At 34.9% G+C, this 13,977-nt stretch carries 6 protein-coding genes; all 6 read right to left on the minus strand.

The genetic code is table 11. The annotated features are described in order from the left end of the window. Positions 1 to 6: 6 nt before the first annotated feature. On the minus strand, positions 7 to 3,417 hold the full coding sequence (locus tag ACFQ39_RS12325) for a glycosyl hydrolase (protein WP_377179351.1): 3,411 nt from the start codon (positions 3,415 to 3,417) through the stop codon (positions 7 to 9). A gap of 114 nt (positions 3,418 to 3,531) precedes the next feature. Further along, positions 3,532 to 6,903 (minus strand): glycosyl hydrolase, encoded by a 3,372-nt coding sequence (locus ACFQ39_RS12330; protein ID WP_377179353.1) that lies wholly within the window; start codon positions 6,901 to 6,903, stop codon positions 3,532 to 3,534. After that, complete coding sequence (locus ACFQ39_RS12335; protein WP_377179355.1) at positions 6,900 to 7,712, minus strand: DUF1961 family protein; 813 nt, start codon at positions 7,710 to 7,712, stop codon at positions 6,900 to 6,902. The genes ACFQ39_RS12330 and ACFQ39_RS12335 overlap by 4 nt, the downstream gene beginning before the upstream one ends. A 279-nt stretch (positions 7,713 to 7,991) precedes the next feature. After that, entirely contained in the window at positions 7,992 to 9,329 is a 1,338-nt protein-coding gene (locus tag ACFQ39_RS12340; RefSeq protein ID WP_377179357.1) for a BNR-4 repeat-containing protein, read from the minus strand. A gap of 251 nt (positions 9,330 to 9,580) precedes the next feature. Next, positions 9,581 to 13,129: an alpha-L-rhamnosidase-related protein gene (locus tag ACFQ39_RS12345; protein ID WP_377179359.1), complete on the minus strand. Its 3,549-nt coding sequence runs from the start codon at positions 13,127 to 13,129 to the stop codon at positions 9,581 to 9,583. A gap of 156 nt (positions 13,130 to 13,285) precedes the next feature. Continuing rightward, a complete protein-coding gene (locus tag ACFQ39_RS12350) occupies positions 13,286 to 13,948 on the minus strand; it encodes a fasciclin domain-containing protein (protein ID WP_377179361.1) in 663 nt (220 codons plus the stop codon). Positions 13,949 to 13,977: the final 29 nt, after the last annotated feature.

The raw sequence follows: 13,977 nt of genomic DNA on the forward strand, positions 1-13,977 counted from the left end.
TAAAATTTATTTATTTTTATTCGAATAGATCACTTCTTTTGAAAACTTTATTTCTACCGGCCCTAACAAACCTGAGGGCATAAGCGGGCTATCCTGCTTATAAAATGGAGCCGTTGTAAAAGTTGTTCTTTTACCTGAAGGTCTGGGTTCATTATTTACATACCAATCTGGCATTTTCCCTTCCGGACGATATCCTTCAATTTTGTAATTACCATCATTTGGTGGATATCTTTCATCACCAATTAGTCTGTTCGACCATTGGTTTGTCAATTCAATTTTTAAGGTATTTTCTCCAGATACCAAATACTCAGAAATATCTAATTCAAAAGGATGCATCCAAGAAATAGCCACTTGTTTATTGTTTAACCATACATTGGCAACAATATAAACCTTACCCAAATCCAAAACGGCCTTGATATCTGTTTTCAATAGTTCTTGAGGAATAGTAATTGTTTTGACATAGGTGGCGGTACCACTGTAAAAGTTGATTGAGTCTTTTGGATAATCTTTCCAATCTACCAAAGAATCCATTTTGATTGAGCCACCATATCCATTTTCTTTTTTAAACGTAACATCCCAAGAGCCTTCAATTTCAAAATGTTCTGGAAGATCGGATACCGATAGATCCCAAGATTTTCCAGATGATAACGAAATATTATAATTTCCGTTTTTATAAATCCGCGCTTTAAGATCATCTCCTTTAGAAAAAGAAAAATGGATATCTATATTTGGTTTCGTCACAGATTCGATTCCTTTAGATTCTTCTCTAAAAACGACAAATGTAGATTCTTGAGGCGCCAGTGTAATACTTGTTTGTGTAGAACCATTTTTATGATGGACAAAATCTGCTTTTCTGGTAATCATTCCATTTATTGGATTCCATAATTCTGGAATTTTATTGGGAACTCTGAAAGAAATATCAAATATTTTGGTAGCGGAAGTATCGGCATTAAAAAAGAAATAAATATCTTCATTTTCTGTTTTTCTATGGGTAAAATCAATTGCCTCATCCTTGTTTACAAGTAAATCAGGAATGATGCCACACTCTAAAAGTACAGTGTTCCAATCTGAGACAGGCTTCACTAATGGAGCCAATTTTTTTTGTACAACTAAAAATGCTTTTTTGTCTTGTTCAGAATTTTGATACCCTGCCAGATTTTGAGGCACCTCACCATAAACAGGAAAACCACTTTTTGCGATATCATATATTCTTTGCACAGTTAAAAGAGACAGTTTTTTGGTGTTTTTTAAAAGTAACATCTTATAATTTGTCCCTTCGGGGAGCAATAATCCATCCCCCTTAAGTTGAAGTCGGTTGAGTAGAACATCGGTATTGACATTGTCAAAGTTGATTGTTTTGGGGACCTCGGGTTCAATATCATTTCTGTAATAAGAACCATTCGGCGCGCCCTCTCCAATATATACCAAAACATCTGAAACCGGATTTCCTTGGCGAAGCATAAAAGATCCTCTTGCAATGTATTGAAACCATGCCGCTCCAGCATTTTTCCACCAAGTTTGGGTGCGGTCAAAATGAAAACCCCATCTATTCATTGTCATTCCTGGCTCTACCTGTGTATTGGCCTGATGAGCAAATCGGTGAAACATAAATTCATTGATGCCATAAGTCCATGCCAAATCTCCAGAAGTTTTTGCCATGGCAGGATGACCCTTCCAGTTTATTTCTGGCGTTGAGGTAAAAGATTCTGCAGATATAATTGGTTTGCCATAAATATGAGCCGATGAAACTGCAGATGCTGTTTGGGTAATGGGACGGTTCATCCAAAATTCGCCCATGGGAATATCTGTAACTCCTCCAATATCCAGATCGTTCAAAGGACCAAAACCATAGGGCTCAATATAACTTTGCAGTCCGTCCGCATTGCAGAGTTCTGTAAAATATTCAAAGTAGTTTTCTGTCATTAAATCGGAAATCACTTTTCTAAAATCAGAGAGTATAGCATCAGAGGCTTCGGTACTTTCTACAAACTTACCGGCAACTAATGGTAAAAATGGAATGAAATCGTATCCTTTCCTACTTTTAAAAATTGAATCAAAATCTTCAGTCCAATTTTGGCCACCCATCTCATAACTATCAATCTCAGCATATTTTAGAGCAGATGAGCTGGTATTGTTGACTACTTTTTTTACAAAGGCATCATAGTGATTTTTAAAAGCTGTCCTGCTGAGTTTATCTACTTCCAAACCTCTTCCTTCATCAGATGAAGGATTATTGAAAGCACCTGTTGATGTATAACCAAATCGTAAGATTGTCCAATTCCCTTGAGGAAGATTAGTTCTTAAAACGCCATTATTATCAATGTCTTCATTGAGAAGTTTAATTTCATCAGGATTGATGATCATCGAATTATCTGTCATCCCAATAGGTGCTAAAGCATGGTCTTCTGTTCTTGCGATGGCTGTTCTGCCCAACGCATTGTTTATGGTAAATACGGAAGATAATTGAACCTCTTTGATGGTTGTTTGTTGGTTGAACTGTAATCTAAAATATTTCGACCCTATTGCCTCAAAATGATCATTGATTGCCCATTCACCTTTTCCTGTTCGTACTTTAAACAACTCACGAATATCTTTAAAGTTTTTTCCATCTTCTGAAGTTTGTAAGATGGCCGTTGCATGGCGATCATTAAAGATGATCTTAACAGATCGAATGTCTTTTTGTTCCTCAAAAGAGTACTGAATCCAAGGATTTATTTCCCCCACTTTAGAAATTGTGGTTTCATTATCTATCTTTCCATCAGAAATTATGTTTATGTTTAAATTAACATCGGAAGCCGAGATCTCTACTTTATTTTTAGCATCATCGATTTCAGCACCCAAACTAGGATAGGCCAATACGGCAATGTCTCTATAAAAATTTTCTCTTTTACTCGGTTCGAGTAGTTGTAATTCTATTTTTTTTCCTCCTTGCACTTGAATTTCGCTCCAAACCACCATTTTCATAGATTCCTCCGCAGATACCCAAGGTCCGCCGCTTGCCGACCAACCATCACAATTGTGAACACCAAAAGTTAAGCCCAAACGCTCTGCCTCATGGGCTGCATGGCTAATCATCTCATGATGTTCAACCGAATTGTATTTTATTGGTCCATTTGGAATTCCCTGGGTAATATTAAAGAGTAAAAGTCCTCCCAACCCAACCTCGGCCATTGATTCCAAATCCTTTGTCAGCCCCTCTTTTGTCATATTCCCACTCATTGCATGCATCCATGTTTTGGGTTTAGAATTCTGAGGTGGATTTTTAAATCCTTGTTCTAAATCTGAGGGTAAATTTCCCTTTTCTTCGCAAGAAGAAAGTAAACCAAATGAGCAAAAAAGTAAAAGATAAAGGAAAAACCTAAAACTTCTGATGGTGTTTGTTTTCGCCTTTTCGATAATTAAGATAATTATTGACATTTCTCAGATAATAATCTACCAAAATAAGATATAGCAGATTCTAGGGCATCCTGTACTATCTTGTTTTTAGCCAGAGAATGAAGAATATCAGTAACTAAAAAAACACTTTTAAATCTAATTTGTAACTGAAATTTTACGCACAGTGTGAATAGAAACTGGTCCAACTAAGCCAGACGGCATCAAATCATCATTTTTATTATAAAAAGGGTAAGCAGAAAAAGTAGTTCTTTTGCCTGCAGGCATTGGTAAATTATCGGTGTACCAATTTGGCATGTTAGGAATTTCATTGCCATAAGAATCTATTGAGTACATGTCAGTTCTCTCGTAATGTTCATCTCCAATTAAACGATTCGTCCATGTATTCGTCACCTCAATTTCTAAGCTATTCTCACCTACTTTTACAAATTTTGAGATGTCAACTTTAAAGGGTGCAACCCATAAGGTTGATACTTCCTTACCGTTAAGTATTACCTTGGCAGCAATATTGACTTCTCCGAGATCTAATATTAGCTTTTCATTTTCTTTTATCTGACTTTTTTTTATGGAGAAACTTGTTTTATAATTCGCTGTTCCTGAGTAATGTTTAATATCAAAATTAGAAGATGTTGTCCAATCAAAAAGTCTATCAACCTTAAGTTGGTCAATATCTGATTCTTCTGAAAAAGCAATTATCCATAGGTTCTTTAATAAACTTGCCTGTGCCAAATCGGTAACATCAACGTTCTTCTCTTGACCAGAGAAAAATTTGATCGAATAATTTCCATTCATAGACACATCCATATCAATTCCTTTTTTCCCATTATAACTAAAAACCGGTGCGTCTGATGCCAAAGTCTTTAGATCAATTACATGTTCTTGGTCTACATTAGATTTTCTAAAAACAATAAAAGTTGACTCAGCTCCCTCCAGTACCAATGACATTTGAGTTCCTTCTTTGTTATTCTTAAAATAAGCAATTTGTTTGGTTTCACCCGTCATAGGATTCCATAATTCAGGTATTTTCCCTTTTAATGAAAACTGTAGATCTATTTTATGTTTTATTGAGTCTTGATTTGAGATAAAATATATTTCTTCATTTGGTGTGGAACGATGGATATAAGGTAAATATGATTTTTCATTTTTTGCCACCAAATCGTACTGAATGCCATTTTCTTTAAACACATTATGCCAATCAAAAGTGGTAAAGGTTTTTTGTTTTTGCCAAATCTCGTCTAATAGTTTATTAAACAATATTTTATCTTGCTCTGTATTTGCATAACCCGCAATTTTATGAGGTCTTTCGCCAATAATAATAATCCCTTTCCCTGCCAATTCATGAATTTTTAGCAAAGTATTGAGCGTAAGCCTTTCACAATTATGTAAAACCAATGCTTTATATTTTGTTCCTTCTGGGAGAAATAATTCACCATTCTTTACCTTAACTCTATTGAGCAAGGCATCTGTACTAATATTGTCAAAATTAATTTCTACAGGAATTTCAACGGAAAAAGAATTTCTTTTTGTGATAGAATTTGGTGAACCTTCACCAACGTAGATCAATAAATCGGAAACTGGATTTCCTTGTCTTAACAAATAAGAACCGCGTGCGATATATTTAAACCACTCGGCACCAGCATTTTCCCACCAAGTTTGTGTTCTATCTATATGAGACCCCCATTGACTCATCGTCATACCCGGTTTTACGTGTGTATTAGCCTGATGAGCGAAGCGGTGAAACATAAATTCATTAATGCCTAAAATCCACGCCATATCGCCAGTTGTTTTTGAAAAACCCGGATGACCTCTCCAATTAATGTTGGATTGTGCAGAAAAAGATTCTGCCGAAACAATTTTTCTACCATAAATTCTAGCACTCGAAACAGCAGTTTCTGTCTGATAACGTTGATGCATCCAAAACTCGCCCATTGGAATATCTGTTTCCTTCCCGGCATCTAATTCATTAAATGGCGCATTAAAACTATAGGGTTCTATGTAACTTATAAGTCCATCATTATGGGTTAGTTCCGTAAAGTACCCAAAATAATTTTTTGTGATTAAATCGCTGTTCAATTTTCTTATTTCCCACAATATTTCATCGGAAACTTCTGCACTTTCGACTAATTTTCCTGAGTAAAGAGGTAAAAATGGAATAATAGAATATCCATATGTTTTTTCAAAAATAGAAGCATAATCGTCAGTCCAATTTTGACCGCCCACTTCAAAGCTGTCAATTTCTAAATATTGTAATGCGTTTGGCGCTGTATCTTTTGAATTTTTCACAACTTTGCCAACATAAGCATCGTAATGAATTTTTAGTGCTTTTTTATCCATTTTATCTAACTCCAAACCTCGGCCCTCATCTGAAGCGGGAGAATTTACCGCACCAGTTGTTGTAAAACCAAAACGCATGACGGTCCATTTTCCTTGAGGTAAATTTGCTTTGAGTAAACCATTTTGATTCATAAGAGAAGTCAAATCTAAGATGGTGTTCTTTTTAATAATTTCAACGCTTTCATCGGTCTTGATTGGGGCGAGCCTATCATTTTCTATTTTAAACAATGAAGTTTTTGCTAAATAATTAACGTAATTCATTCTTTTACTGAATCTTAGCTCCATAATTTCGTAATCATCTTCTGTTTCAATTCTAAAAAAACGCGCTGTGATTTCCGGAAAACTTTCTTCGATTGCAAATTCTCTTTTGGATAATCTTTTCAGATCAAAAGTTTTTACTTTTTTAAAGTCAACCCCATCATCAGAGCAAAACAACGTAGATTTTCTGCTTCCGGCAATGGTTTTTGTCAAGGCCATATGGATAGATTGAATACCATAAGGTTTACCAAAATCAAACTGAATCCAATTTTTATTTTCCAGTGAAGAGTGTAAAACCGTAGGTTTATCCCAATTTCCATCAGAAATGAGCCCGGTATCCAATTTTAAATCAGAAGAAGTAATTAGAGGTTTTATCTTGTTATCTTCCAATTCAGACGAAAAAGCGGGGTACGCCAAAACAGCTACATCTTTGTAAAAATCTTCTCGAGCTGTTGGTCTATTAAGGTTCAATAAGACTTCTCCTCCATCCACAATTTCCTCAGTCCAAACAATCATTTTCATGGAGTTTTCCGGAGTAATCCAAGGACCCCCACTTGAAGTCCAACCATCACTATTATGTACACCAAAACTCAATCCTAAGCGCTCGCACTCTTCGGCAGCGTGTCTTATCAATTCATGGTGTTTATCCGAATTAAAAAGAACTTTCCCTTTGGGAATTGTATGCGTGACATTAAAAAGTAAAATACCTCCAATGCCTACTTTTTGAATGGCATCCAGATCCTTTGTTAAACCCTCTTTAGACATATTGCTACTCATGGCGTGCATCCAGGCTCGGGGTTTTGCGCGCTCAGGTGGATTTTTAAAATTCTCTTCTAAGGATTTTTCTTCTTGCCCAAAAAATGGCCATGAGCCAAAAAAAACCAAAAGAAAAATAAAACAGTATTTTATGTTTTTCATTTTTGTGAGTATATCTTGAAATTTTCATAAAATGCAGATCTTGCAAACATATGCCTTAACCCCACTCTACCCTCTATAATTGGTTCTTTTAAAGTGAGATCCCAACAAAATAATTCATCTTTATCATCTCCTTGTACCTTAAAAAAAAGTTTTTCTTTTGTCTTGAGCACGGTTATATGATATGTTACATCCGTTTTAAAAATACCCTTTAAATCATCATATGATGGATCTATAACAAGGTCTTTAAAAGTCAATTCATTTGTCACGGGATACCTTCTCGCTCTAACATATTCCTTTCCATTAGAAAAAGCGGCATAACTAATATGGAGTGCATTCATGTTGTTGAAATATGTAGACATCGAAGGTACCTTTCTCAGGTCATTCCATTTTGAAATATCTTTTTCATAAGGCGTAACTCCTTTTCCAGTTGCTTGAAGGTATATTATGACGACATATTTGTTCATCGTGTCTTTTTTAGTGAAATCAAATTCAACTTTCACATTACCTTCAAAGGAATCATTTGTCCAAAGTACCGCATGATGTGAGTCATTGCCCTCTTTTGGACCTGCGCTAAATAAAAAGCCATTACTTTTATTGACTACCTTGGCAAGCTTTCCATCTAAAAACCATTGCTCTTGCCATTTTTTATTAATATTTTGTTCAAATGAAAGTGTCCAATTTTCCGCTTTAATTAAATCTTTAAATTCCACAATTTCATCTACTGCTATTTGACTAAAAGCTGAGATTGACCAAAGAAATAAAAAAAATAATCCTATTTTTTTTGACTTAATTGATCTATATTTTTTCATCAACCCCTTATTCATTTTAAGGTTATTAGTAGATAAATCTTTTTAGAAATTATTTCGTTATCTGCTGTTATATGTAAAAATAGATTCCATTTCTAAATTTTCTCATTATTATTTCATTAGAAACTTCTTTATTCCCATTGAGATCATTCGTCCGATGTAACTATTAATAAAATATTCCTTATTGATTTTATCTGTTTTAACAGTATTTGAACTTTCAATTAGAATATAAACAGTTAAACCTTTTACTTTCAAGGACCTCATCAAACATACAAGAGTATATTAATTTATGTCATATTCCAACAAATGAATAGGTTGAGCTTGCCCACTACTCTCTTCCATTGCATAAAAAAACAATTTACCATTATCAAAATACGTATTTCCATGTCGGAATTTTGGTCCTGTCTTATTATGATAAATTACTTTCCAATCATTTGTTCCTTCTGGAGTGCTTTGTATTATTGGATATCCATTTTCTAATCCCACCAAAAATACGGTCTGATTAAAACTATACATATCCCCGATTGGAGTATCTATCACATGACTAAATTCTTTGTCTGACGCACTTTTAAAATAATGAACACCTTTCCCATTCAAGACTGAGATAAAGTGAATTGCACCAGATTCTGTCACCGTCCATGAAGGACCACTGGTAATTTTATTACCCATTCCGAGTTCAGTAGGTTCTCCTAATTTTAATGGCTTAGGGCTTTCGATCGGAAAATTTAGCAGTTCTCCTTGCGCATTATACCAATCGCCATCACCGCTTGGTAAATCGGAATAGGCATAAAACAAACCTGAATTATTGGTGTAAGCATTTGTAGGAAAATCTTTAAATCGAACGGAAAAACCTGTTCTAATTTTTCCGTGCAGGTATTTAAAACTTCCATAAATACTATATGTTTCTTGCTCATTTCCTTGAAATCCATTATTGAAATTAGTTGTTTTAGACCAACCGTTTTTACTGTATAATGCAAAGGATTGGTTTCCGTTTCCAGAACCTCCTAAGCGCCATACTGCAAAAAGTTCCCCATTATCATTTCTAAAAAAATTAGGGTAAGTTACTCTTTCATAATTTTCTCCAAGTTTTAAATAGTTTCTTTTGGGATTAAAGAGATCGATTGTAAACTCTTCATCAGAAACAATAGCGGCATTTGGTTTTGATATTCGATAATTAAAATAATCTTCAGGAAAATCCCTAGCGGAGTATGCATGCATGTCATACAGCAAATGGATGGTATTATCAACAGTGCTAATGCCAATTGCAATTGTATTATGAGAATCACCAATTTTTTTATTTCCTCGATACCCAATGTGGGTTTTAGGGAATTCTATTGTTTTCCAAATATCTTCTCCAATTTTTTTACGTGAAAGCATTACGTGCATATCGTCCATACCACCGCGATACCAGGTGACGAAAATATAACCATCCACCACGTCTATGCAATCGCCATGGGGTGTTATTCTTCTTCCAAAATGAAATTTCTCATCTTTTTTTCCTTCAAAATAAAGACCGCGATCCGTAATTTTTGTAGATTTTTTTAATTTTATTTGACTTTGGGCTAAAGGAATTGCGATAAAGTGTAAAAGTAAAATAAGTAATAAAATCCATTTTTTCATAACTGTATTTGATTACCTTATAAAGTTTCCGATAAACTTAAGTTCTTTATAGCCAGTTGCCATCCTGTGCTATCCTGATTTAGAGGAATTGACAATTGACAGATTTTACTCAGTCCTATTATACTCTCCAAACAAAAAAGTAAAATTTAAAAAATACGGAAACCTTTAGGATGCCTTCAAACCAAATCTGGCGTTGGTAATACAAAAAAAAAAGCTAGAACTGGTAAAAAAGCAATCTTTTACATTACTTTTTAAAATGAATTTACAACAAGTTTTATTTCATTTACACCAGGATAAAGTCTAATCGATCCAAAAGACAAATTTACTTTCTTCCCGTTTAACGTAATCACATCCTCAGTCTTTGCGTCAATTTCAAACTCTGCTACCATATTTGCAGGAATCTCAATCTGATAGGTTTGCGCCCTGGGCCCATTCACATTAAAATTTCCCTTTATTGTACCCAAAACTGTAGGCACCTCAATAGAACTACTATTTAAGTTACTCATCTGAGGTTTGATTGTCGCAACGCAAAATCCAGGGGTTTTTGGTCTAATACCCCATAATCCTCGGGGTATAGCATTTGCCGGTACTGCTCCCCAAGCATGATTCCAATCTAAATTATTCTTGTACTTCAAGTCCCAAGCTTCAAGTGTGATCGTCGAACCAACGCGTATCATATTATACCAACTTCTTTCTGAGGTACTGGATAATAAATCAAGCGCATAATCTGCTTCTCCCGCATTGTAGAGTCCATCCATCAAAAACTGAGAACCATATACGCTACAAGCCATACCCCGAGATTTTATAAATTTAACTACAGATTCAAAGTTCTCTGCTGGAACCATTCCGAATGCCAATGGCATCATATTGGCGTGTAAAGATGCATGATCGGTTCCGATGCCATCGATATAAATCCCTCGTTCTTTGTCAAACATATTTTCATTTAAAGCCTTTTTTACTTTAGCGGCTCTCAATTCAAAGTCTAAAGCCTCTTGTGTTTTACCTAGCATGCCAGCAAATTCTGCCATGATTTTCATGTTTTCATAAAAAAAAGCATTAATTACTGTGTTATAAGGTTGAAAAATGAAGCCATCTCTTTCACCTAAATTGTTCGGGTCTCCGCCCCAACCTGCAGATGGCCAATCGACAATATCTGTTAATGGTTTACTGTAACCCTCTTTAAATCCAAGCTTGTACATAAATTCTGGCGTTACTTTTTCTGAAGTTATCAAACCCTCCTCATTTGAAAGTTCATATAGCGTTTTGTGTTTTAAGGCTTCGTAGTATTTTTCAATAAGTTCAGTATTACCTGTATACATATAATCCGCATAAAACAATAAGGCAACATGTTGTTGCCATTCTGTTGGCCAAGTTGGATGTTCCATAAAGTACTCTATGGTTCGTCTTGCCATGGCATATTCTCTATCGGTTGTATAGTGGCTTAGTTGATTTAAATAGGCATCTGCTTCATAGGGAATTCTCTCTCTATCACCATCTACATATAAACCATTAAAAGTTGTCGCTTTTATAGAATATTTACACAGATCCCAAACTTGATTCAAAATATCATTATCGCTTTGAAAACTACTTGCATCTTCATCCCAATAGGTATGGTACACCAGTTGTTCGATATCATCTGCCACCATTGTTTCTTGGGCACCTTCTATTTCTGCATATCTAAATGGCATTAGTACCGGAAATCCCTTTGGCAAAGGAATTGCCTTATCGGGCAATGTATTTCTTACATCAGGTTTTATCGCAATTTGATAATTCGTTTTACCAGGTTTTACGTCTACCGTCACCTCTTGATAACGAATATGACTCTTTTCAAATGGTTTTCGATTGATATTTTTACCCTCTAATTGTTCTCCAATTCTAACTGTTAAGGTATGTGGTTTTTTAGCTTTGTATTGAAAATCTATTGTTGAAAATGCCGCCTTACCAAAATCTATAAAATAGAAATCGCCTCTTTTTTCAAAGTTTGCCGGTTTTATTTTACTCAGTACAAACTTATTTTCGGTAGAAATCATATAATTACTGCTCTTCCCTATTGTAAACTTTTGCGCTTCAGAATAATCTACCAGGCGATTGTCTTCATCCCAAATTCTTACTTTCCAGTAATAGGTTTTTCCTATTCCAAGAGGGCTACCATTGTATTCTATATTACTCGAAGCATTTGTGCGTACTTGTTGGCTATCCCAAACATCTCCATTATTGCTATCTATAATTTCTTTAGTTGAGGCTACCAAGATCTGATAGGCAGACTGAAACCTAGACTCTGCAGGAACTGTCCATCCAAATTCTGGTCTATTATCTAAAATTTCAACTTCTGTACTTGGATCTCTGATGAGCTCAACGGTCAAATCTTTTGGGGCCGATCTGTATTTATTACTATTTCGTTTTATGAGTTCATCGCATTTAATTCTTAAGGCAGCAGCAATTTTTTGATGTTTTTTATCTCCAATAAGGTTTTTAATTTCTTTTGGGTCATCTTTGAGGTTATACAACTCTTCTATGGTTTTGTCGTTTACATATCTAAAGTATTTCCACTCTTTGGTTCGCACCCCTTCACTTGGTGGTATTTGACTAAAATCCCAAATATGCTCAATAAGAACAGTATCTCTGCCAATGGTATTGGTTTCTCTATTCACAATAGACATTAAACTTTTTCCCTGCCATGTTTTGGGAGCTGAAATTCCCGCAATATCTGCAATTGTGGAGGGTATATCAATATTCAAAGCCATATCACTAATATCTTGGTGTTTCTTTATTCTTGGATCATAAACAATTAAAGGAACACGAATAGAGTTGTCATACATAAGCCATTTTCCTGCTAATTGGCGTTCTCCAAGAAAATAACCATTATCACCCATCAAAATAATCACCGTATTATTGTTTAAACCTTTTTGCTTTAGCTTTTCTCTGATTTTTGTAATCTCCATGTCAATTCCAGAGATCATGCGGTAATATCCTTTAAGACTATGCTGATATTTTTCCGGTGTGTCATAACGCCATGTCCAACGAAGCCTATTAAAACCATCTCTCACCATTTTAGGTTGAGCTAAAAAATATTTATCATCACCTAATTCTGGCTCCGGTATGGTGGTATTTACCAGAAGATTATTAGTGCTTTCTTGCCAGAAATATTGATCCATTGCCGAGTCATGGGCATGAGGAGCACTAAAGCTTAGTGATAGACAAAATGGTCTATCGGTTGAGACCTTATCAATAAAATCCAGCGCTTTTTGACCCGTATATCGGGTTAAATGAACAGTATCGTTCCCTATAGTTTTATAAAAGTACCCTCTCTTATCCTTGTATTGATTATTTCTATCATAAGATTCGTATTCATCGAACTGCTTATCTAAATCGTCATACCGCACACCATATTTTCCATAGAAACCTGTATAGTAGCCATTATTTTTCAGAAGTGCAGGATAAGAATTTGCCATATATTCTTCTCTTACATTGCCGGTTTGAAAATTAAAGTTATGAGATCGTTCGTGCAAACCAGTTAAAATACTGGCTCTACTTGCCGCACAAATAGGTGTAGTGACAAGAGCATTTGTAAAGTATGTGCCAGATTTTGCCAAATTATCCATTTCTGGTGTTTGAACAAATTTATTCCCAGCATAACCAATCGCATCAAAACGCTGATCGTCTGTTAGAATAAAAATAATGTTTGGCTTTTGATCTAATACTGAATCACTCCGTTGTGCAGAAACAGCCAAAGAATAAATCAATATGTTAACAAATAAAAAGAAGTATTTTACCATTTTCATAGACAGGTGTTTAGTCATGATGCATATGCTTTACAAGATAATAGATTACCACTAATTCAAACATAATTTATCTGTATTTATCGCTCATCCTGTACTATCCTGAACAAAAACAAAAAATCCCTTTCAAAATAAAATGAAAGGGATTCTAACTATTTAATATATAATGAACTCTAATTAAAATGGTACTTTTCTAACGTAATCTTGAATAATATGGCCAATACCATCTTTGAAAACATAGTTATGTCTCAAAACATTTTCATTTGCTCTCGTAGAGGGCAAATCTGGTGAATCATTAATATAAAGTCTTAGCCTTTCATCTCTTCGGAAGGTAATTTCACCATCACTTCCTGGCAATAAAGTTTGAAAGGAATAATAGGTTCCATAGACTTTTAATGGATCATTCTGAGCGATATAGGTAGTTACAATATGGTATTGTAAAAGTCTCTTTAGCAACTCCACATCGGCATCTTGCAAATTTCCGGTTGATGAACCTGTCACTAATTCCAATATATCACCTCCCCCTGTAAATGCATTGTTATTTAGTAAAATATAGGTCCGATTGGGGTCAGAAGAACTGAATTCTGATTCCATCCCAGCTATTTGAATTGCTTCAATTAAATAATCAAATTCTTCACCGGCATACTCAGCAGGATTTGTGGCTCCCGGAGTAGTTCTGGTTTGAATCCAGTCCCATGCTGTCAGATCAGGAAACCCCTGTAAAACAGGAATTTCAGCCTCAAATTTAAATTCTTCTTGAATCTCTAAATCACAACTTATCATCGCAATTAAGAAGAGAACCAACAAACTTTTGATAAAATATATGTTTTTAATTTTCATGATTTTATGTTTTAAAAGTAAAACTTAAT

Source organism: Namhaeicola litoreus (assembly GCF_042679565.1).
Classification (GTDB): domain Bacteria; phylum Bacteroidota; class Bacteroidia; order Flavobacteriales; family Flavobacteriaceae; genus Namhaeicola; species Namhaeicola litoreus.

Bases quoted from the DNA above. Each gene is read 5' to 3' on its own strand.
- ACFQ39_RS12325 (WP_377179351.1), bottom strand. From the start codon at position 3,417: ATGTCAATAATTATCTTAATTATCGAAAAGGCGAAAACAAACACCATC.
- ACFQ39_RS12330 (WP_377179353.1), bottom strand. From the start codon at position 6,903: ATGAAAAACATAAAATACTGTTTTATTTTTCTTTTGGTTTTTTTTGGC.
- ACFQ39_RS12335 (WP_377179355.1), bottom strand. From the start codon at position 7,712: ATGAAAAAATATAGATCAATTAAGTCAAAAAAAATAGGATTATTTTTT.
- ACFQ39_RS12340 (WP_377179357.1), bottom strand. From the start codon at position 9,329: ATGAAAAAATGGATTTTATTACTTATTTTACTTTTACACTTTATCGCA.
- ACFQ39_RS12345 (WP_377179359.1), bottom strand. From the start codon at position 13,129: ATGACTAAACACCTGTCTATGAAAATGGTAAAATACTTCTTTTTATTT.
- ACFQ39_RS12350 (WP_377179361.1), bottom strand. From the start codon at position 13,948: ATGAAAATTAAAAACATATATTTTATCAAAAGTTTGTTGGTTCTCTTC.